At 28.5% G+C, this 22,714-nt stretch carries 14 protein-coding genes; 6 read left to right on the top strand and 8 right to left on the bottom strand.

Annotation, left to right across the window (positions count from 1 at the left end):
* Positions 1–109: 109 nt before the first annotated feature.
* Complete coding sequence (locus I1A51_RS01640) at positions 110–568, top strand: DUF1572 domain-containing protein (RefSeq protein ID WP_196890634.1); 459 nt, start codon at positions 110–112, stop codon at positions 566–568.
* 39 nt (positions 569–607) lie between these two features.
* Here the strand turns inward: I1A51_RS01640 and kdsA are convergent, their stop codons facing one another.
* Positions 608–1,426 carry a 3-deoxy-8-phosphooctulonate synthase gene (kdsA, locus tag I1A51_RS01645; protein WP_196890635.1) on the bottom strand — a complete coding sequence of 273 codons (819 nt, stop codon included), beginning with the start codon at positions 1,424–1,426 and terminating at the stop codon, positions 608–610.
* 144 nt (positions 1,427–1,570) lie between these two features.
* Between kdsA and I1A51_RS01650 the strand changes: the two genes are divergently transcribed.
* Genes I1A51_RS01650 through I1A51_RS01665 form a run of 4 tightly spaced genes read left to right on the top strand, consistent with a single transcriptional unit; the run spans position 1,571 to position 6,628 of the window.
* Positions 1,571–2,962, top strand: a complete 1,392-nt coding sequence (locus I1A51_RS01650; RefSeq protein WP_196890636.1) for an FAD binding domain-containing protein — start codon at positions 1,571–1,573, stop codon at positions 2,960–2,962.
* An 8-nt stretch (positions 2,963–2,970) separates the two neighbouring features.
* Complete coding sequence (locus tag I1A51_RS01655) at positions 2,971–5,223, top strand: xanthine dehydrogenase molybdopterin binding subunit (RefSeq protein WP_196890637.1); 2,253 nt, start codon at positions 2,971–2,973, stop codon at positions 5,221–5,223.
* A 57-nt stretch (positions 5,224–5,280) separates the two neighbouring features.
* Positions 5,281–5,721, top strand: a complete 441-nt coding sequence (locus I1A51_RS01660) for a hypothetical protein (RefSeq protein ID WP_196890638.1) — start codon at positions 5,281–5,283, stop codon at positions 5,719–5,721.
* Between the two features lie 10 nt (positions 5,722–5,731).
* Complete coding sequence (locus I1A51_RS01665; RefSeq protein ID WP_196890639.1) at positions 5,732–6,628, top strand: XdhC family protein; 897 nt, start codon at positions 5,732–5,734, stop codon at positions 6,626–6,628.
* A 368-nt stretch (positions 6,629–6,996) separates the two neighbouring features.
* Here the strand turns inward: I1A51_RS01665 and I1A51_RS01670 are convergent, their stop codons facing one another.
* From I1A51_RS01670 to I1A51_RS01685, 4 genes are all read right to left on the bottom strand, one after another.
* A complete protein-coding gene (locus I1A51_RS01670; protein ID WP_196890640.1) occupies positions 6,997–13,266 on the bottom strand; it encodes an alpha-2-macroglobulin family protein in 6,270 nt (2,089 codons plus the stop codon).
* Between the two features lie 199 nt (positions 13,267–13,465).
* Positions 13,466–15,334: an OmpA family protein gene (locus tag I1A51_RS01675; RefSeq protein ID WP_196890641.1), complete on the bottom strand. Its 1,869-nt coding sequence runs from the start codon at positions 15,332–15,334 to the stop codon at positions 13,466–13,468.
* A gap of 17 nt (positions 15,335–15,351) precedes the next feature.
* On the bottom strand, positions 15,352–16,272 hold the full coding sequence (locus I1A51_RS01680) for a PorP/SprF family type IX secretion system membrane protein (RefSeq protein WP_196890642.1): 921 nt from the start codon (positions 16,270–16,272) through the stop codon (positions 15,352–15,354).
* Positions 16,273–16,305: 33 nt separating this feature from the next.
* Positions 16,306–18,384, bottom strand: a complete 2,079-nt coding sequence (locus I1A51_RS01685) for a gliding motility-associated C-terminal domain-containing protein (RefSeq protein ID WP_196890643.1) — start codon at positions 18,382–18,384, stop codon at positions 16,306–16,308.
* Between the two features lie 353 nt (positions 18,385–18,737).
* On the opposite strand from I1A51_RS01685, the gene I1A51_RS01690 reads away from it, so the two are divergent.
* Positions 18,738–20,084 carry a UDP-N-acetylmuramate--L-alanine ligase gene (locus I1A51_RS01690; RefSeq protein WP_196890644.1) on the top strand — a complete coding sequence of 449 codons (1,347 nt, stop codon included), beginning with the start codon at positions 18,738–18,740 and terminating at the stop codon, positions 20,082–20,084.
* Between the two features lie 27 nt (positions 20,085–20,111).
* On the opposite strand, the gene I1A51_RS01695 is transcribed toward I1A51_RS01690, so the two are convergent.
* The 3 genes from I1A51_RS01695 to I1A51_RS01705 form a co-directional block, all read right to left on the bottom strand.
* Positions 20,112–20,918, bottom strand: coding sequence for a septal ring lytic transglycosylase RlpA family protein (locus I1A51_RS01695; protein WP_196890645.1), 807 nt, complete (start codon positions 20,916–20,918; stop codon positions 20,112–20,114).
* An 87-nt stretch (positions 20,919–21,005) separates the two neighbouring features.
* Positions 21,006–21,749 carry a 23S rRNA (guanosine(2251)-2'-O)-methyltransferase RlmB gene (gene rlmB, locus I1A51_RS01700; protein ID WP_196890646.1) on the bottom strand — a complete coding sequence of 248 codons (744 nt, stop codon included), beginning with the start codon at positions 21,747–21,749 and terminating at the stop codon, positions 21,006–21,008.
* A 97-nt stretch (positions 21,750–21,846) separates the two neighbouring features.
* Positions 21,847–22,710: a hypothetical protein gene (locus I1A51_RS01705; protein WP_196890647.1), complete on the bottom strand. Its 864-nt coding sequence runs from the start codon at positions 22,708–22,710 to the stop codon at positions 21,847–21,849.
* Between the last annotated feature and the right edge of the window lie 4 nt (positions 22,711–22,714).

Here is a 22,714-nt window from a genome sequence, read left to right on the forward strand (position 1 = left end):
TTAATTTCATTTTCAAATAAGACTGTCTGTTTTCTTATTTGTTACATTTTTAAATCAATAACGGTTTTATCTATAATTAATTTTATCTTTATCACTAAATAAAACTCAAATGACAAATTCAAAAAAATTAGCTGATAGATTTAGAGAAGTTTTACTAAATGGAAAATGGATTTCTAATACAAATTATCAAGAAACTTTAAAAGATATAGATTGGAAAAAAGCAATTAGGAAAGTTGAAAATTTAAATTCAATTGCAATTTTAACTTTCCATATAAATTATTATATCTCGGGAATTAATCACTTTTTTGAAACTGGAAAACTAGAAATTTCCGATAAATATAGTTTTGATATGATTCCTATAAATTCTGAAGAAGAATGGAGTTTATTAAAAAATAATTTAATTAAAAATGCAGAAAAATTTGCTGTTTTTGTTGAAAACCTTGAAGAGGAAAAACTATCGAAACCTTTTGTAAAAAAAGAATATGGAGATTATCAAAGAAATATTGAAGGAATGATAGAACATTCTTATTATCATCTTGGACAAATTTCTTTATTAAAAAAATTATAATAAAAAACCCTTCTTTTTAGAAGGGTTAGAAATAATATTTTATAAACTCTTAACTACTTTACGAATCGCAGTTAAGTTTGTCATTAACTTTTCAAAATGTTGTAAATCTAACATATTTGCTCCGTCAGATTTTGCATTTGCTGGATCAAAATGTGTTTCTAAAAATAATCCATCCACTCCTGCTGCAATTCCTGCCCTTGCAATTGTTTCTATTAATTCTGGTTTTCCTCCAGTTACACCACTTGCCTGATTTGGTTGTTGTAATGAATGTGTAATATCTAAAATTGTAGGAGCATATTTTTGCATTTCAGGAATTCCTCTAAAATCTACAATCATATCTTGATATCCAAACATTGTTCCTCTATCCGTTACCATCACTTGTGAATTTCCAGAATCTGTTACTTTTTTAACAGCGTGTTTCATCGCATCAGGACTCATAAATTGTCCTTTTTTTAAATTCACTACTTTTCCTGTTTTAGCAGCAGCAACAACTAAATCTGTTTGACGAACTAAAAATGCTGGAATTTGAAGAACATCTACAAATTGCGCAGCAAAAGCAGCATCATTTGCTTCATGAATATCAGTAACTGTAGGAACTTGAAACTTCTCTCCTACTTTTTGTAAAATTTCTAAAGCTTTTTCATCTCCAATTCCTGTAAAACTATCAATTCTTGAACGATTTGCTTTTTTAAAACTTCCTTTAAAAATTGTAGGAATTTCTAATTTATCTGTAACTTTTAAAATATGTTCAGCAATTCGCATCGCCATTTCTTCTCCTTCAATAGCACAAGGCCCAGCAAGTAAAAAGAAATTATCCGAATCAGCGTGTTTTATATTTGGTATTAACTTTAAGTCCATGATTTTAATTTTTCACAAAGATACGAGCTTCCTTGAAATAATTTTAATAAATCATTTTACAATTCATTTTAACGAAATCACCTACTTTTTTACATTTCTAATTAGTATCTTAATCTTTTAAAAAACAATACGCTGAAGAAAATAATGATTGAATTTATATTAAATAACAAAACAATAAAAACTTCTGTACATCAAGGAGAACCTTTGGTAGATTTCTTAAGAGAATACCGAAACTTAAAAGGAACAAAAATTGGTTGTAGAGAAGGTGATTGTGGAGCTTGCACAATTTTAATCGGTGAACTTCACGATGATAATGTAATTTATCATTCGATAACTTCTTGTATTTCTCCTCTTGGAAATGTTCATGGAAAGCATGTAGTTACAGTAGAAGGAATTTCTTTAGAAAATGGTTTAAATCGTGTTCAAGAAGAAATGATTTCGAATAATGGAACGCAATGTGGTTTCTGCACACCTGGTTTTGTTGTTTCTTTAACTGGTTTTGCTATTAAAAAAACACAACATAATCATAATCCATTAAATACTTTTCAAGATGTGATTAGTGGAAATATTTGCAGATGTACAGGTTATAAATCGATTGAAAAAGCTGGAGAAATTATTAATAATTCATTGAAAGGTTTTTCTATTAAAAATTCGATTAACGATTTAATTCAACATCAATTTTTACCTTCCTATTTTGCTACAATTCCAGAAAAATTAAAAAATATTCCAAAAAAAGAAAATCCAAAAAAAGGGAAAATTGTTGCAAGTGGTTCCGATTTATATGTACAACAAGCAGATCATTTAAGAAAAAAAGATGTTCACCTGATCACTTTAAATAAAGAACATCAAACAATTCAACAGAAAGAAAAAACTTGTTTTATTGGTGCAAATACAACTGTTTCTCATTTATTAGAAAATTCTATTTTTCTAAAACAAATTCCAAAATTACCTGAATTTCTAAAAAAAGTTTCTTCAGAACAAATTAGAAATATGGGAACTTTAGGTGGAAATTTTGTAAATGCTTCACCTATTGGAGATTTGTCTGTTTTCTTTTTAGCTTTAAATGCTGTTTTACATATTAAAAATCCACATGGAAATTTACGAGAAGTTCATTTGAAAGACTTTTATAAAGGATATAAAACTTATGATTTAAAAGAAAATGAAATTATAGAAACTGTTTCTTTTAAAATTTTAGAAAAAAATGCCTCTTTTAATTTTGAAAAAGTTTCAAAACGAACTCATTTAGATATTGCAAGTGTAAATTCTGCCATGCAAATTGAAATTATAGAAAATCAAATAACAAATATTCATCTTTCTATTGGTGGAGTTGCTCCAATTCCTTTTTATGCAAAAAATACTGTTTCTTTTTTAAATCAAAATGAATTAAATGAAGAAAATATAGAGAAATCCTTAGAAATTTTAAATGATGAAATTGCTCCGATTTCTGACATTCGAGGAACCTCAGCATATAAAAGATTACTTGCAAAACAATTGGTTAAAGCACATTTTATTACTCTCTTTCCTAACTTATTTTAAAATTAATTATGAAAAATAAAGATAGTATTTCACATGTCACAGGTACTTCTATTTACATTGATGACATCATTACAAGAAGTGACACTTTACACGGAGTTATTTTCGCTTCCCAAAAAGCTCATGGAAAAATAATTTCAATTGATTATTCAGAAGCAGAAAAATTAGAAGGTGTTGAACGTATTTTTACATTCAAAGATATTAAAGGAGAAAATCAAATTGGTGGAATTATACAAGATGAAGCTCTTTGGGCTAAAGATGAAGTTCATTATGCGGGGCAACCAATTGCTTTGATTGTTGCTAAAAGTAGTTTTATTGCAAGACAAGCAAGAGGTTTAATTTCTATCGAAATTGAAGAATTTAAAGTAATTACTACTGCTTCCGAAGCTAAAGAAAAAAAATTATTTGTTAGTAATCCAAGACATTTTTCTATTGGAAATACAGAAGAAGCTTTTAATGAATGTACTTATATTTTTGAAGACGTAACTTTTACAAATGGTCAAGAACATCTTTATTTAGAAACACAAGGTTGTTATGTTTGTCCAGAAGAAAACGGACATTTTAAAATATATTCTTCTACACAAGGACCAACGATTCTACAAAAAATTGCTGCACGTGTTCTTGGAATTCCTATGTATCAAATCGAAGTGGATGTTTTACGTTTGGGAGGCGGATTTGGAGGAAAAGAAGATCAAGCAACTTCTTGGGGAGTGATGGCTGCTGTAGCTGCACAACATTTAAATGTTCCTATTAAAATTATTTTAGATCGACATGATGATATAAAATTCACTGGAAAAAGGCATCCTTATGAGAGTAGCTTTAAAATTGGATTGACAAAAGATTTAAAAATTCATGCATTTGAAGCCGATTTTTTACAAAATTCTGGTGCTTCCGCAGATCTTTCTCCAGCAGTTGCAGAACGAACACTTTTTCATGCTACTAATTGTTATTCCATAAAAAATGTACATACTTCTGTTTATCCTTGTAAAACAAATTTACCTCCAAATACTGCATTTCGTGGATTTGGTGGTCCACAAGGAATGTTTGTCATTGAAAGTGCAATTGCAAAAGCTGCACATCAAATTGGCGTTTGTAAATCAATAATTCAAAAGAAAAATTTATTACAAGAAAATGACATCTTTTCTTATGGACAAATTGCAAAAAATGTAGAAACAGAAAATTCTTGGAATTTAGCAATGGAACTTTCCAATTTTTCTATAATAAAAGAAGAAATTAAACAATTCAATAAAAACAATAAATACATAAAAAAAGGAATGGCAATTATGCCAATCACATTTGGAATTTCTTTTACAAATACTTCCATGAATCATGCACGAGCTTTAGTTCATATTTATCTTGATGGAAGTGTTGGTATAAGTACAGCTGCGGTTGAAATGGGGCAAGGTGTGAATACAAAAATGCTTCAAATTGCTAGTCAAGAATTTGGAATTGATGCTTCCAAAATTAAAATTGAATCTACAAATACAACTCGAGTTGCAAATACTTCTCCTTCTGCTGCAAGCTCTACTACTGATTTAAACGGAAAAGCTTTACTAAAAGCTTGTATAGTACTTAAAAATCGTTTAATTAATATTGCTGCAAGAGAATTATTAAGTGATAAAAAAGATTTAAAATTTGAAAACAATTATGTTATTAATTTAACTCAAACTAAAAAAATATCTTGGGAAGAATTAATTACAATTGCAGCTTTAGAAAGAGTACAATTATCAGAAAAAGCACATTATGCAACTCCTGAAATTTATTTTGATAAAAAAGCAGAAAAAGGACATCCGTTTGCATATCATGTTTATGGAACTTCTGTAACAACAATCACTTTAGATTGTATAAGAGGAACCTATGAAATTGATCAAGTTGATATTGCTCATGATTTTGGAAAAAGTATGAATTTAGATATAGATTTGGGGCAAATTGAAGGTGGACTTGTACAAGGAATTGGTTGGATGACTTTAGAAGAAATTGCATATAATAAGGAAGGGATTTTAACTTCTAATAGTTTATCAACATACAAAATTCCAGATGTATTTGCTGTTCCTAAGAAAATTAATATTAAAGCAATTGAAACAAATGGAAACGATTTGGCAATTTACAAATCGAAAGCTGTTGGAGAACCTCCATTGATGTATGGAATTGGAACTTATTTTGCGATTCAAGATGCGATTCAAAATTTTAATCCAAATTACGAACAAAAGTTTCATGCGCCTTTTACACCAGAAAAAGTATTATTAGCTTTATACGAATCTTAAATTTACACCAAAATAAAAGTAATTTACACCAAATATAATGTCCTTCGAGGCGCACTTGTGTACAGTATTGGAGACACAATTGCAGCTTTGTTATTACACGAATTTTCATGGCTTCGAGTTTTCGGAATTATGTTTATTGGTGCAACATTATACGCTTTTGAAATTCCAAATTATTTTCATTGGATTGAGAAAAAAACTGCAAAATTTAGCAAACGAAAATTAGCTCTTATTAAAACTTTTCTAGCAATTAGTTATTTTAATCCTCTATGGATTGCTAGGCATCTTTTTTTTATTGAACTTTTAAATAAAGATTTTTCAAATATTACATGGAAATTATTAACCATTGCAGTTTTTTCTTTTTTGGTGAATATTCCTATTTCACTTTTTGCAAATTATATCATCCAAAATAAAATACATCTTTCCTATCGCTTTCTTGCAAGTGCTATTTTTTCTGGATTGATGGCAATTTATTATGCTTTAAGTATTACTTTTTTTTAAACCCTATTTTATGTCTATTTGGAAAGAAATTTCACAACAATTAAATCAAAAGAAACGTCTTTATTTATTAACTGTCATAGCAAATGAAGGAAGTTCTCCTGGAAAGAAAGGATTTAAAATGTTTGTAAATGATTCTGGTGATTTGTTTGGCTCCATTGGCGGAGGAATCATGGAATTTGACTTGATTGAAGAAGCTAAAAGAAATTTAAAAAATGGTATTCAAAAAAACTATCTGAAAGAGCAAATTCATCAAAAAAATGTTGAAAAAAGTTCTGGTATGATTTGTTCAGGAAAGCAAACAATTATGTTTCATTTTTTGAACCAATCTTTTCTTCCAACTATAGAAAAAATCATTCATTCTAAATCGGAAACAATTTATTGGAATTTGAATTCCATTTCTCTTCAAAAAAGTGGTGACATTTTTTATCAAGAAAAGGTAATTCAAAAATCTGAATTACATATAATTGGAGGTGGACATATTAGTTTGGCTTTATCAGAATTTGCATCAAAATTAGATTTTAAAATAACTGTTTATGACAATCGTACAAAATTAAATACGTTAGAATCAAATATTTTTGCAGATGTAAAAAAGGTCATTAATTACGAAGATATTTCATCCTTTATTCAACATAAAGAAGAAGCTTACATTGTCATCATGACAAATAAATTTACAGATGATTTTATTGTATTAAAAAATTTATTGGAATTTCAATTTAAATATATTGGAATTTTAGGAAGTAAAGCAAAACTTACAAACATGTGGAATTCCTATAAAAAACAAGGAATTTCAGAAGATAAATTGCAACAAGTTCATGCGCCAATTGGTTTGTCAATTAAAAGTGAAACTCCTCATGAAATTGCTATTAGTATTTTATCCGAAATTATTTTAGTGAAAAATAAAACATGAAAAAGTTTTGGATATATAATTTACTTTTTGGCATTATATTAATGTTCATGCTTTTTTCATTGTTATTTTTTGGAATTAAAAGTGATAATCCTCAATATTTTACATTTTCAAAAATAACTCTTACCATTTCATTAATACAATTAGTTCTTTGTATTTCTATTTCAATTATAAAATATAAATTACAATCTTTTTGGACATTAATATATATCCTAATTTTAGGTTTATTGTTTTATTTTGAGGTAATATTATTTTTCGGAATATTATCAGGATTTTTAGGTGATTCAGTTCCTATGGACAATTATTAACTAAAATATCTAAAAAAATCCGAGCCATAAACTCGGATTTTTTATATTAATTTAAATACTTTCTTATTTAATCTCTACACGAATTCCCTCAGTATGACTAGAAAATTCTGGAGCATACATACTTTGAATTGTTGTTATTCCATTAGAAAAATCTCCTGCATTGTTCGCTCTTACATTATATTCAAAAACGTACGTTCCTTTTCTTATTTCTGAAAAGAAGAAATTTGTACTTGCATCTTTTGTGCTTTGATAATAACCTAATCCATCTTGCCATTTATATTTCGAAATCACATCCACAGGTTCAAATCCTGAAGCTCTCATATCTTTCATATGAACAAAATCCATATCTCGATCCGCTTTTAAAACAATTCTTATTGTAACCAAATCTCCAATTTTCGCAGGATTTTCTTTTGTTATTTTATTTAAAATATCTCCTTCCGAAGTAACTTTCTTTATAAATAATTCTTTCTGAATCGAAAGTCCAGTTTCAGAAGTTGTGATTTTATCTAAATCTTCAAAATATTGCCAATACAAAGCTCCCCAAGCAATTCCTTCTCCTTTTTTCTCTAAAGTAACGGTCGCCATTTCTGGTTTAATTTCTGTTTTCGACCAAGTTTCTTTGATATAACCTGTTCCAACCTCAGGTTTTTGGTTTTCTAATTTTGAAATATCTAAAGCTTTAGTTCCAATTTTAATCGCAACATTTTCATCATTTTCAATCCACTTTGTACCTGTAGAAACTAAAGCATAAATTGCTTCTGTAGTCGCTTTTGTAGTTGCCCAACGATTTGTTTGTTTATTTTTCAATAACCATTGTTTTAAACCATCCACAAATTTTATGTCTGAATCAATTTCTGCAAAAGTCTCAATCAATAAAGCTTGTGTTTCAATTGGAGCTTGATACCAAAACCAACTAGAAACATTCGATTTCCAATACGTTCCTAACTCTTCATTTGTTGTACTTCTTTCTTTTAAAGACTTCAAGATGTTTTTTGCGGTTTTTTCATTTCCAATTCTCGAAAACAACATTGCAATTTTCCCTTGTGAACCTAAATTTGTTTTTAACCAAAATTTCTCTGCTTGCTTTTTAAAATAAGTTAAAGCTTTTTCATTATCTTGATTTTTTGTCGGTTTAAAACTATATAAATACAAGTAAGAAATTATATCATTTGTCAAATGATTTTGTTCTAAATACTTCTTTGAACTCTTCTGTTTTTTTGAATTCTTTATTAATTTATCATAATCTTCTATAAAGTTTTTATTCAGATAAGTTTTTGCTTTCTCAAAAATTTCAGATTCCTTTTCGTTTAAAGAAACACCCATTTTTTGTAAATGTGCAAAACCAATTGCGATGTGTAATGTAATTCTATCATTCACTCTATTATTTCCACTAAACCAAGGAAAACCTCCGTTACCTAATTGCATTTGCTCCAACTTTAAAATCGTATTTTGCTGTGCATTTTGTAATTGATTTAACTCAAATAATAAAGCAATTCGCTTTTTCTGTTCCGTTTCCGATTGCGCATCTCTTAACCAAGGAGTTTCTTCAATTAATAAAGATTTTAATTCTTGATTTTTCTCTAAATTAGAAAGTAAAGCTTCCGTATTATTCCATTGCTCAAAAACTCTTTGAATTTTCGGATGTTGATTCAAAAGTTGTTTTGCTAAAGCATTCGCATAAAATCTAGCAAAAGTTTGTTCGCTACATTCATATGGATATTCCATTAAATAAGGTAAAGACTGAATCGCATACCAAATCGGATTGGAAGTAACTTCTAAAGTCAGTTTATAATTTGTTCTTGTTTCCGAATTTGTATTTTTTAGTTTATCTAAAGTGAATGTTTTTGTTTCATTTGAATTTATCCACATTGGTAAAGTTTCTGTCACTAACATTCTATTAGACAAAACTGGAAGTGTATTTTGTTCTCCATCCGAAAAAGTAGAAGTTTCTGCTACTACTCTATATTGAATCGCTTGGATTCCTTCTGGAATTTTAATATTCCAACTTACAGCAGTATTTCCATTTGCTACCACCGTAAAATCTTTCTCAAAATCTGAATTATCCAATAAATGATTAATTGGTTTTTCAGTAATTCCATCAAAGAATTCTAAACGTGCTTTTCCTTCTAATTTTTCATCGCTTAAACTTGCAATTTTCGTCGTAAAAGTCATTGCATCTCCTTCTCTAAAAAATCTTGGAGCATTCGGAATTACCATTAATTCTTTTTGAGTAACTGTGGTCAATTCTTCAATTTTATAAATCACATCTTTTGTATGTGCTAATAATTGTAATTTCCATTTTGTCAAAGCTTCAGGACTTGTAAATTCAAATTGTACATTTCCGTCTTTATCTGTTCGCAACTGAGGATAAAAGAAAGCAGTTTCTTGAAGATTTTTACGAATTTGGATTGGTTGTTTTTTCTTCTGAACATTTTTAGTAGTGATAATCACAACTCCATTTACAGCTGCTGCTCCATAAATTGCACTAGCTTGCTCACCTTTTAGAACAGACATTGATTTTATATCTAAATTTGTTAATGAATTAAATTCACTTTCAGATACTTGTACACCATCTACTATATACAATGATTTCCCTCCTTCAACAACAGAACCAACACCTCTTATCCTTATAGCATTAGTTTGCCCCGCTGCTGTAACTGTCACACCTGATGCTTTACCTTGTGGTTTCTCGGAATCAAAATAAGTAGCTATTTCCTGCTCCCTTCCGTTTTTAGCTCTTCTATATTGATAATAATTAAAGTTTAAAAAAGAATCGAAATATTGTTTTTCAACATAAGTATTTTTAATTGGAAAACTAAAAGATTTTGATATATTTCCAAAAGAATAATTTGCATTTGACACTAAAGTATTATGACTGTAATCTTTTCTTGGATAACTATGAAAACTCCAATTATGTCCTGTTAATTTATCTAAAGAAGCATCATACATATTGGCTAAAAGTTCTGATGCAACCACATTTCCTTCATCATTCGTGATAATAAAAGACCATTTTTCTTTTTTTCCTGGTTCTAGTTTATCTCTAAAAGTTTTGGCCACAATTTGTAGTTTTCTTCTTTCCTCTTCCGCAAACCTTATTGTTTCTGTTCCTTGCCCTGAAGAATTAAAATTCACCCAAGAATAATTCACATAAAAATCTTTCTTTTTACCATCAAAAGGAATCGAAACTTCTTTTATTTTATTTGAAAGCTTGATAATTTCTTCTTTAATTATTTTCTCATCATTGACTATTCTTAGTGTTATATACATTGCTGGAGAAGCTGTTCCAATTTTTATAGTTGCTTTTTCTTCATCAAAATAAAAATTCTTATCTGTTTGAATTGTAAACAATTCATTATTTAAAACTTTCTTCGATTTTGGGTTTATTAAATCAAAATAAGTTTCCTCTTTTATTTTAAGATCATTTTTATCCTCGATTTCCACTTCTACAAAATATTTTCCAAGTTTCCAATTTTTCAAACTTGGTAAAATAATAGAATCTGATTTTTTTGTATCAAAAGTTTTCTCAAAAACAATTTTTTCTTTTTCCCAATCTTTAAAATTTGTATTATTTTCATTTAAACCATGTGGAATAAGTTGATTGAAATTAGTATTATTTCCATAAAAATCATGTGGAAAAAGTTGGTTAAATTCTTCTTTAGAATACATTGGAAAATCTGGTGCATTCCAAGTTCTTTTTCTGGCCAATTTTGGTGCCTTTAAAGCATAAATTTTTATTTTACCTGACGCAGTAGCTTTTTCACCATTTAGATTTGTAACATTTAATTTAAGCGTAACATCTTTTTCTTTAAAAGAAATTTCACTTGGTGAATTAATTTTTACTTCATAAGACTGATATCCTACTTTTACATTTGTATTTGCAGTATGTGTTTCTCCATTGATATCCGTCACTGAAACATTTATTTCATAATTAAAAACAGGTAAAAATTCTTTCGAATAACTTTCATCAGGAATTGCCTTAAATGGAATTGTATAATTCCCCTCTGCATCTGTTATCACTTCTCCATTTGCAATTTGCTGTGCAGGAGAATAACTATATCCATTCGTTCGATAATACCAATTAGGTAAATTCACTTTTCTTTCTACTGTATAAACAACTTTTGCTTCTGAGATTGCACTTCCTGTAAAAGATGTTGCATTTCCTTTTACAAAAACACTATCATTAACTTGATATGTTTTTTTAATTGGTAGAAGTTCTGTTTCAAATTTTGGTCTTTTATATTCTTCTACATTAAAATAAACTTCATGATCTTCAAAATCATCTAAAGTATCATCAAAATAAGCTTCATCTTTTTCATCATCTACTTCAATATAAATGTCATAATTTCCTGTTAAGCCAGAACTAGGTAATTGAAAAACTCCAGCAAAAGAACCAAATTCATTTGTTTTAAAATTCAACTTTTTTATTTCATCTCCATTTGGTCCTTCTAAAATAGCAATGAAATTTCTATTCTGAATTACCTCTGTTTTTTTACCATCATTTGTAAAAGCAATCGTTTTAAAATATACTGTTTGACCAGGTCTATAAATACTTCTATCTGTAAATGTATAAGAATGTCCATCTAAATATTTTTCATCATAACTTCTCTTTCTTTCATTTTCTCTATACTGATATAATCCACTAAAAAAAGCTTCCTCTTTATTTGTATAAATATGAACATTTAAATTATATAAATTGTGTTTTTCTCTATTTACAAATGAAAACTCTCCTTTCTTATTAGTAATAAAACCTTTATCAAAAGAATTTTGATCTTTACTTGTCAAATGAACTTTTGCATTTGAAATTGGTTTTCCAGTATTTCGATCTACAACTTGATAAATATAAGTTCCTTCATTTTCATTTTGAATTAAAGTCAGATCTGTTACCTGAAAAATATTATAATTAAAATCTTTAAAATTTTCAGAAGAACTAAAAGCTAAAACATATCTTCCATTTCCTAGAGGCGGAATTAAAGCTTCTGTAGAATGACTCTGAAAATCTCCAATATCTTTTAAAGAATAATGTAATTTATCTAAAGGAGTTTTATTTTTTAAATATGTTTTTATAGTATCTTTTCTATTATAATTATATCTATATTTTGCTATGAATTTAAAATCTTTTTCATCAATTTTTATAATTCTGAAATAAATATCTTTTGTGTTTTTATAAGTAATTAAAACCTTCGAATTTTGTTCAATTGGTAAAAATTTTTCTTGCTGAATAATTATAAAATCATTTTTTATATTCTTCAATAAAACCTTACAATCCTTTGTAAATTTTCCTTTTTCATTTTTTGCAATTGCTGCTTCGCAAACTGCAACTGCTTCCTTCAACTTCCACTGATATTTTGGATTTGAAGTAGAATATTGATTTCCTAGTTCTAAATAAAAAGAAGCTAACTCATACGAAATTAAAGGAAAAGCATTTGTGTTTTTATTTTGGTTTAAAAATGTTTTTAAAGCTTCTTCATAATCTTGCTCTTTATTTATATAATTTGTGTGATTTCTTACATATTTCAAACGTTCTATGTTTACCATTGCTAGAGGTAAAACATTCTTATTTTCTTTATGAAAAGCCAATAAATCTTGGTATAATTTTAAAGATTTCACTTTCTGAGATAGAGTATCTTTAGAATTAATTTTTAATGGAATAAAAACATCAATATTTGAAAAATATTTTTTGTCATCTATCTGAAAAGCATCTTTTGGCTTTGTGATAGAACTTTCACTATTATTAAAAAAAGTTAAAGCATTATGCGCTAAAAAATCATATAAAGTAGGACGAAATATCTTGGAATCTTTTATATTTACTAGCATTGCTTCATAATCTTTTAACTTAATTTTTTTCAAAGCATCAGCCTTTTCTAAACTTTCAGAATATAAATTCTCTACAACTTCCAAAAACTTATAAGTATCCCAAGTTTTAAAATCTTCATTATTTACTTCTTTGTTTCTTGTTCTATTATAATGTCTATATCTATTTTTTTGAAAATAATCCCAATATTCTTTAGCTAAAATATTTTCTAAAATAGCATTTACAGGAAATTCTTGAACTTTAATTTGTTCTTTTAAAAAGTCTATTGATTTGGTTTCAGAATTTTCTTCAAATGAAGTTCTTAAATGATTCTTTGCTATAATTATTTTAATAATTTGAGCATTATTTTTCTCTTTTTCAGCAACTTTAAAAAGTGAATCTACAATCTTTAAAGCTGATTTTGGAAGACCATTCTTTTCTAAGTCTTCCACTTTTTCCCATGTTTTTTCATAGTTTTTTTGTTGTGCAAAAATCGTTGTTACACTGAACAAAAAAAGAATAAGTAGCTGTTTAAGTTTCATATAATCTAATTTGGTTCGTCAATTGCCATTATAAATTCCAAAAACCATGCAATTTTTTGAAATTTATCATCGAAAATTACAAATTAAATCTTAGATAACTGAAATAAAATCATTTAATAAAAAAGAGCCATTCCCGATTTGGAAATGACTCTTAAGTTAAGTTTGGTTAGTATAGTTATAGTAAATTTTTGAGAAAATTCTATTCAATTAGAGTGAACTCAGATCTACGGTTCTTAGCATGTTGCTCATCCGTACACTTCGTACAATCTTCAACTGGTTTTGTTTCTCCATATCCAACAGAAACTAATCTGTCTTCAGCAATTCCTTGCTCTACGAAATAAGCTTTTACAGCATTTGCTCTTCTAGATGATAAACTCATGTTATAAGCATCAGTTCCTCGATTATCTGTATAAGAAGCAACTTCAATTCTGAAAGTTGAATGTTCTTTCATAAAGTTGATAATTCTATCTAACTCTGTTTTAGATTCTTCAACTAAGATTGCTTTATCAAACTCGAAATAAATTGGTTTTGTATCTAACTTTGGTTTTTCAACTACTTGGATTAATTTAAGAACAACATTTTGTTCAACATTTCCTTTCTTTCCAGTTGAAAATTCTACGTTAGCTGGATCATAAGTTAATTTTGAACCAGTTAATTTATAGTCTGATGTTGGTTGAATTTCAAATGCAAAAGCTCCATCTGCTCCAACTGTTGTTTTCGCGATTTCTCTTCCTGCATTATCAAACATTACAACTTTAGCTCCAGGAAGTAATTCTCCTGTTTTACTGTCTTGTGCAACTCCTTCTACGAAGTAAATTTGCTTACGATCAACTCTATAAATATCATCTGATCCTTGTCCTCCATCTCTATTTGATGATAAGAATCCTTTTTCAGTTCCTTCATCATAGATAAATCCGAAGTCATCTTTATTTGAGTTAATTACATTTCCAAGATTTTGAGCTTTAGAATATGAATTTCCGTTAATTTCACTAACAAAAACATCCATTCCTCCTAAAGTCATATGACCATCTGAAGAGAAATATAAATTATCTTCATCACTTACAAACGGGAATTGCTCTCTATTTTCTGTATTTACATTTGGCCCAACATTCTTTGGTTCTCCAAAACTTCCATCTTTATTGATGTCAACTACGAAAATATCAAACCCTCCTTCTGTTCCTGGCATATCTGAAGCAAAGTATAATTTTGTATTATTTTTGTTCAATGCAGGATGTGCTGTAGAATATCCTTCTTGGTTGAATGAAACCTCTATAGGTTCTGACCAGTTTCCTCCAGATTTAGTAGATTTAAATATTTTTAAATGAGATACTTTATCTCCTTTTCTATTTTTTGGCTTTACATTTCTTGTGAAGTAAATTGTATTTCCATCTCCACTAAAAGTAACTCCTCCTTCATGTGCAGGCGAATTAATTTCGTCTGAAAAAGGTGTAGCTCCAGTTGCATTTCCTTCTTCATCTACTTCAGCGATAAATAAATCTAAATAATTCTCATTATTCCATTTATATTTTTTCCCTTTAACTCCGCCTTCTCTTGAAGAAGCAAAAACAATTTGATTTGCATTAAAAGCCGCTCCCCATTCTGAATCTTTCGTGCTAATTGAACTATTTGTTACGATAAATGGACGTCTTTCTTTTTTCTCAAGCTCAGCAAAATATGCTAAAGTATTTGGAGCAGTTTTCACTCTTCCAACTTTTGCATTATATTTTTGCATTACTTTATCTGCTTTTGCGTAATCTTTATTTCCTTTTAAAGACATTGCATAACGGTGTAAATGTTCTGCATCAACTTGCTCAGGATATAATTCTAAAGCCTGTGCATAATATTTTGATGCATCGTTCATTTTTCCATTATAATAATAACAATCTCCTAATTTTTCTAATAAATCTAAAGACTTGTTATTTTCTACTTCTTTCTCATATAATTCTGCTGCTTGAACATAACGAGCTTTTCCAAATAATTTATCAGCTCTTTTTTGTGTGCTACTTTGTGCATTAGCATATTGAACTGCTGATGCCAAAATACATATAGATAGTATAACTTTTTTCATGATTATCGTGTTTTGAATTAGAAGAATCTTGGTGATTTATCGTATCCTTTCGTTGAAGTATCAATGTTAAATAACAAGAATAATTCATGTGTAGAACCTACATAATCTCTAAAATCTGATGTTGTATAATCGTAAGCATATCCTAAACGAACAACTTCAGAAATTCTAAAGTTTACTAAACCACTTATTGCATCTTCGAAACGGTAACCTGCTCCAAATTCAACAAAATTATTATATAAGAAGTTTGCTGTTAAATCAAACGAAACTGGTTCTCCAGAAATATATTTTGCTAAGAAAGCTGGTTTGAAACGCCATTTTGAACTTAAATCAAATACATATCCTCCAGTTAAAAACATATTAGATTCTCTAGCCCATAAATCTTCTGTATCTGTTGAATCTAAATGTGGTTGTGGAATAAATGATGGAACAGATAATCCAACATAAAATTTATCTGAATTAAAATAAACTCCTGCTCCTAAGTTGAAGTAAGTTTTATTAATATTACTTTGAAAATCTGGATCATCAACAATAGTTAATAATCCTGCAATATTTGCATCATATAAAGAAACTCCTGCTTTTAAACCAAATGATAAATGTAAATCATTAGCAAAATTTAAGCGATATGCAAAATCTCCTGTAACTACATTTTCTTTTACAATACCTCCTATTTCGTCATGTACAAGTGAAAGTCCAACTTCAATATTGTCAGATACTGGCATATGTACAAATCCTGTAAATGTTTCTGGTCCTCCTTCGGCTCCTACCCATTGTGCACGGTATAAAGCTCCAAAACTTAATATATTTTCTGTTCCTGTTGTATAGGCTGGATTCACGATACTCATATTATACATATATTGAGTATACTGTGGGTCTTGCTGTGCAAATGTATTCGCTGCAAAAAAAGCTGCAAATACAAATAATAGTAACTTTTGTTTCATGTGTTATCTTTTCTTTCTATTTAATTTTTAGAATTATCTATTTAAGTATAATCTTCCTTGATCTGGACCTTTTGCTCCATCATTATAATGAAGAACATAGAAATATACTCCAGCTGGCGCACGTCTTCCATCTCCATCTAATTGTCCATTCCAATCAGGTTTTCCTGCTTCGGCAGTATAAACTACATTACCCCAACGGTTATAGAATTCTAGTTTAAAATTTGGATAAGCAATTCTAATATTTTCAATAATGAAACTATCATTGATTCCATTTCCATTAGGAGAGAATCCCTCTGGTATATCACCTAATTCGCAATCTTCATCGCTTTTATACCCAAATGAAAAAGATTCTGGTGCAGTTCTACAACCTGTTTGATTATCTTCTAAAACAAAAGTAATTACCCCACTATTTCCATATTGATTAGGAAAAGGGCTTGCAATTGAATTTCCACTGGCATCTGTATAATAAACTGTAACATCTTGTCCTCCAACAATAAAGTCATGTACATTAGAAGAATCAAAATTTCTTCCAGAACAAACTTTCTCAATAGCAGGTACATTTATTACTAAATTACTATCTAAAACATTTAATGTTATAATTTTTGTAGAAATACATCCTGAATCAGTAGAAACTGTAGCAGTGATTGTTTCATCATAAGGAAGAGTATTTTCGAATACATCTGGTAATGATTCGTAAGTATTTCCACTTCCATCTACAAAAGAAAATTGGAAGTTTCCTGTTAATCCTTCAACTAACATTGCTTCAACATTTGAAGTATCAAACTGTCCAAATCCGTTACCTAAATCACATGAATTTAATGTTTCAATTGTATTTAAAGTTAATTGATCAACAACTAAATTTAAATCAATTTCACTTTCACAACCTGTAATTGAACTTACAGCTTTAATCGTAATTGTTTCTCCATTAACAATAGCATTTTGATAAGCATCTGTTAATTCTTCTATTGCTACACCATTTCCATCCACATAAGTAAATACTAATTCATCATTAGGATGTTGATCAACAATAGATTGTTCAATTCCTGATAAATCAAAAATTTGGAATCCATCATCATTTGTATCACAAACAGCAATATCATCAATAGCTTGTAATTCTAAATTAGAATATTCAACTATAAAATATTCTGTATCAGACAACAAAACACCATCAGATTGTAAATAAGTAATTTCAACATGATATTCTGTAGTTTCAGTTGGCGATAATTCTACATCTGGTCCAGTTCCAACAACGTTTCCATCATTATCATACCAAGTAATAGTTTCTACTTCTCCTCCACCTACAACAGTTCCGTCTGGAGTAAATCTCCATCCTTCGTTATAAGCTTCCCATTGACTAGTATTTCTATCTGGAGCAACAACAGCTTCAGTTCCATCTCCATTTTGAATACCAATTACTGCGTTACCATCATTCCATGCAGTACATAATGGCTTAGATTTAATGTAAACATCAATAATGTTTGTAGCTTCATATAAAACAATTTGTTGAGTTGTTTCAAAATCTTCATTACAACTTCCACCAAAATGTTTAATTTTATAAAAGTTCGCTACTAAAGCTCTAAATGGTGCTTCTCCAACAATGTAATAATTAAAACTGTTTTGACCTAAGTTATCAACAGTAATATCAATATCATGGTATGCTCCATAAATTGTATTTTCTTGTAATGCTGTTGAAGGTAAAGTTTCATCAAAACTCCATTGACTAAATCCACCAAATAAATTAGTATCAAAAGTAACCTGTCCATTTGTTCCTACTGCTGCTTCAGAGAAGATTTGTTGGTAAAAATCAAATGTAAACCCTAGCGAAATAGCATCTGTCCAAACGTCATCTACTAAATCATCTAGTTCAGTTCCTCCTGTAAAAGGATAAGGTGGGCTAAAAGGAATTGGTTCCACAATATAATCTTCTGTAGTTCCTACATCGAAAAAATTTAATGAAACGGAAGTAGATGGTGCATTACAACCAACAATTAAATCCCCTTCTACAGAAATTCCATCCAATGGATTTCCAGGATCTTCTGTACTTTGAGAATATCCCTTAAGGCCTATAAGAGATAGTGATAGCAAAAGAAATGCTGTGTAATTTTTTATCATAGGATTATCTTTTTATAAAAATTAGTTTGCTAATATAAAAAATATGTCTTTATTAATATTAAAAAGGTTAAAAAATCATTATTTTTTTATTTTTTTATATAAAAGAATATGTTATTTAATATTTTAACCGTCTATTTTAAATATTTCACAATATTTTTAAACACGGTAATTATATTTTTTTTCTTTATAATACTCTATTTTATTGTCATTTATATAGTATTATCAATATTTTACAAAAAATTCTTCATAAAAAACATTACCGAAAATTTGTAATTTTTTTCTTAGATAAAACTTGAATTTAAAGAGGATAAATAGAATATTTGTAGTATATTTTAATGACTGAAATTATTACAATGAATATACATTTTATAGCTATTGGAGGTAGCGCAATGCACAATCTTGCTATTGCTTTAAAAAATAAAGGTCATCAGGTTTCTGGAAGCGATGATACTATTTTTGAACCTTCAAAATCACGATTAGAAAAGCATAACCTTCTACCCTCTGAGTTCGGTTGGTTTCCTGAAAAAATCACTTCAGATTTAGATGCAATTATCTTAGGAATGCATGCCAAAATTGATAATCCAGAACTTAAAAAAGCACAAGAATTAGGACTTAAAATATATTCATATCCTGAATTTATTTTTGAACAATCAAAAGAAAAAACTCGAGTTGTAATTGGTGGTTCTCATGGAAAGACTTCAATTACAGCAATGATTCTTCATGTGCTTGCTTATCATGACATGAACGTAGATTATATGGTTGGTGCTCAATTAGATGGATTTGACACAATGGTAAATCTAACCAATGAAAATGAATTTATTATTTTAGAAGGTGATGAATATCTTTCTTCTCCAATTGATAAGAGACCCAAATTCCATTTATACAAACCAAATATTGCTTTAATTAGCGGAATTGCTTGGGATCATATCAATGTTTTTCCAACAGAAGAAAACTATAATGAACAATTTGAGATTTTTATTAATTCAATAACAAATGGTGGAATTTTAGTTTATAATGAGGAAGATGAAGTTTTAAATTCTATTGTCGAAAAAGCCGAAAATCCAATTAAAAAATATCCTTATCATGTACATGACTATCAAATAGAAAATAACACTACTTTTCTTGAAACTCACGAAGGATTGGTTCCTCTAGAAATTTTTGGTAAACATAATTTACAAAATATTGCAGGAGCAAAATGGATTTGTCAACATATTGGAATTGGAGAGGAAGAGTTTTATGAAGCAATTTCTTCTTTTAAAGGAGCAAATAAAAGACTTGAGAAAATTTATGCTTCAAATGACTTAATTATTTTCAAAGATTTTGCACATTCTCCTTCTAAAGTAAAAGCAACAACTACTGCTGTAAAAGAGCAATTTTCAAACTTTTCTATTTTAGCATGTTTTGAATTACATACTTATAGTAGTTTAAGTCCAGAATTTTTATCTCAATATGATAAAAGTTTAAATGACGCAGATGAAGCAATTATTTTCTATGATATTGAAGCTTTAAAAATTAAAGGAAAAGAAATTATTCCCGAAGAAAAAATTATTGCATCTTTTAACCATCCAAATTTAAAAGTATTCACAAATTCAGAAGAGTTAAAAAATTATTTACTAAATAAAAATCTTAATAAAAATGTCCTTCTATTTATGAGTTCAGGAAATTATGGAGGAATTGATTTAAATAAATTCAAAAAATAAAAAAGAGGGAGTTAATTCCCTCTTTTTTTAATATTCTATAATAAAACAATCTGGAAATTTATCTTTAATCTTTTCTTTAGCATTTGCTGCTTTTTCCTTTGATTTAAAATTTCCTAAAGATATTTTATAATGTTTTTCTGTTTCACTTTTAACTACTTTTACATGAACAGGATATCCAAAAGCTTCTTTTAATTTAGTAGATAACTCCATTAAATTAACCATCTCTTTATAATTTCCTATTTGTATTCCAAAACCAGAAATATTCATCTTTTTTGATTCTAAAGAATAATATTCTGCGGTGTTTTTAGTGAAATTAGATGTAATTTCTTTAATATTTTCAACAGCTTCTTTTACAACATCTTCTTTTTTAACTACCTCTGCAACTCCTTCTTTTTTGGTTTCCTCCTTTTTTTCTTTTTTAATTTCTTCTTTAGTTTCATTTGTAACTTCAAAAGAATTATCTTGAGCAATTTCTGTATTTTCAACTTCTTTTAACTCAACTTCTGCAACTCCTTTTTTAATTATCTCTAATTCTTGTGCTGCAATTTTACTCAAATCAATGATTCTTCCACTTTTTTTACTTGGTCCTCTATCATTTACTCTTACAATAACTGATTTCTGATTTTCTGGATTTGTAACTTTTAAAAGTGTTCCAAAAGGTAATGTTAAATGGGCTGCAGTATATTTTTTATTGGAATATTTTTCCCCATTTGCTGTTTTAGCCCCGTTATATTTATCATTATAATAAGATGCCTTTCCTTTTGCTTTATATCCTTCTTGAGCAAAAGTTCCAACACAAATAATAAACATCAAAAACTTTAAATTTTTTTTCATATAATTATCAATTAAATTGTTATGATTTTCAATTGTACTTAGGGGAAGAGAGAGAAAATAAATGCTAAGTTAATAGCATTTATTTTATTATTTAGTTCTTTGTCTTACAACTTCATATAAAAATGCACCGCATGCAACTGATACATTCAGAGAACCGATTTCACCTAATAGAGGTAATTTTGCTTTGTTATTCACAACTTTTAAAACAGATGGATTAACTCCTCTGTCTTCAGCTCCCATGATTATTGCTGATGCTGTATTAAAATTCACATCATAAATTGTATCTTCAGTTTTTTCTGTTGCTGCCACAACTTGTACATCATAAGATTGCATTAAAAATACAGCATCTTTAATATGATTAACTTTACAAATTGGTACTTTAAATGCTGCTCCCGCAGAAGTTTTAATTGCATCTGCATTTAAAGAAGCACTTCCTGATTTTGGAACAATAATCGCATCTACTCCAGTACATTCAGCAGTTCTTATAATAGAACCATAATTTCTAACATCTGTTAAATGATCTAATATTAAAAATAAAGGCTTTTCTTTATTTGAACAAATTTCATCAATCAAAATTTCAGCTTCATAATATTCAATTGGTGAAATTTGGACAACAATACCTTGGTGGTTTTGATTTTTAGAAAGTCTATCTAATTTTTCAACAGGAACAAAACTAATAGCAATATTTTTCTCTTTAGCTAATTTGTTAAACTCACTATATAAATTCCCACTTAAGCCTTTTTGAACAAAAGCTTTTTCAACAGTTTTTCCAGATTGAATAGCTTCTATTACAGCTCTTAATCCAAATACTTTACTCAATGTTTTTTCCATGTTGCAAAGTTATAGAGAATTTCTTCATATATAAGTTATTTTCAAAAAAAAACCACCTTTTAAAAAAGGTGGTTTTTAATTTATATTAGAATTCTAATTATCTTGAGTAAACAGCTGTCGCTTGATCACCGAAAACATTTGACCATGTAACAGTAATTTCATCAGTTGTTGAATCATAAGAACCAGTATACGTTACAACATCATTATTAAAAAATGTATCAAACGTACCAGACATTTCACCACAAATATTGAAGTTTAAATCTCTTGGTGTATCACGGTTATATCCATATGGAGCTTCATACCAGTAACGGTATAATCCTCCTAATGCATCAGAGAAATTTAATGTTCCATCTCCATTATCAATAATAGTTACAGCATATTCATAATCTACAGCAACTCCACCTTGTTGGTTATCAGCATTTGTTCCGTTACTAGTAGCAGTCCAGTTTCCTGCTAATGGAGCAGATAAAACTACTGGACAGTTCACTTGAACTACAGTTAACTCATAGTTTAAACGTGCATTACTAACATCTACTAAAGGTAATAGATTTGGATCAATAGCAGATAAATCAAGAACGATTAAATTTTCTTCTTCTAAAGGTGTTCCATTATTAAAATTAATATTGATTTCAATAAACCCTTCAACTGAATTTGCAGGAATTTTTAAACTTGCATCTACAATTGAATAATCAGCAGGATCAACAGTAGACTTATCTGAATCAACTGTTACAGCAATAGCTCTATCAGTTGAATAAATATAAGAAGCCGCTACTGGAATTTTAGCAACTGCTGAACCATCATCTTCAGTTACAAAAACATTTCCTGAACCAGAGCTAAAATAAAGTGATGCTAATCTATCTTCTGATAAATTTACGTCTGCTGGATCATCATCACTACATGATGTAAAGCATATTGCAAGTACGAACAACATGCTTAAATATTTTAATGTTAATTTTTTCATTTTT

Source organism: Aureivirga marina (genome assembly GCF_015767265.1).
GTDB lineage: Bacteria > Bacteroidota > Bacteroidia > Flavobacteriales > Flavobacteriaceae > Aureivirga > Aureivirga marina.

Excerpts from the sequence above, each read along its gene's own strand:
- I1A51_RS01640 (WP_196890634.1), top strand. The coding sequence starts at position 110 with ATGACAAATTCAAAAAAATTAGCTGATAGATTTAGAGAAGTTTTACTA.
- kdsA (WP_196890635.1), bottom strand. The coding sequence starts at position 1,426 with ATGGACTTAAAGTTAATACCAAATATAAAACACGCTGATTCGGATAAT.
- I1A51_RS01650 (WP_196890636.1), top strand. The coding sequence starts at position 1,571 with ATGATTGAATTTATATTAAATAACAAAACAATAAAAACTTCTGTACAT.
- I1A51_RS01655 (WP_196890637.1), top strand. The coding sequence starts at position 2,971 with ATGAAAAATAAAGATAGTATTTCACATGTCACAGGTACTTCTATTTAC.
- I1A51_RS01665 (WP_196890639.1), top strand. The coding sequence starts at position 5,732 with ATGTCTATTTGGAAAGAAATTTCACAACAATTAAATCAAAAGAAACGT.
- I1A51_RS01670 (WP_196890640.1), bottom strand. The coding sequence starts at position 13,266 with ATGAAACTTAAACAGCTACTTATTCTTTTTTTGTTCAGTGTAACAACG.
- I1A51_RS01675 (WP_196890641.1), bottom strand. The coding sequence starts at position 15,334 with ATGAAAAAAGTTATACTATCTATATGTATTTTGGCATCAGCAGTTCAA.
- I1A51_RS01680 (WP_196890642.1), bottom strand. The coding sequence starts at position 16,272 with ATGAAACAAAAGTTACTATTATTTGTATTTGCAGCTTTTTTTGCAGCG.
- I1A51_RS01685 (WP_196890643.1), bottom strand. The coding sequence starts at position 18,384 with ATGATAAAAAATTACACAGCATTTCTTTTGCTATCACTATCTCTTATA.
- I1A51_RS01690 (WP_196890644.1), top strand. The coding sequence starts at position 18,738 with ATGAATATACATTTTATAGCTATTGGAGGTAGCGCAATGCACAATCTT.
- I1A51_RS01695 (WP_196890645.1), bottom strand. The coding sequence starts at position 20,918 with ATGAAAAAAAATTTAAAGTTTTTGATGTTTATTATTTGTGTTGGAACT.
- rlmB (WP_196890646.1), bottom strand. The coding sequence starts at position 21,749 with ATGGAAAAAACATTGAGTAAAGTATTTGGATTAAGAGCTGTAATAGAA.
- I1A51_RS01705 (WP_196890647.1), bottom strand. The coding sequence starts at position 22,710 with ATGAAAAAATTAACATTAAAATATTTAAGCATGTTGTTCGTACTTGCA.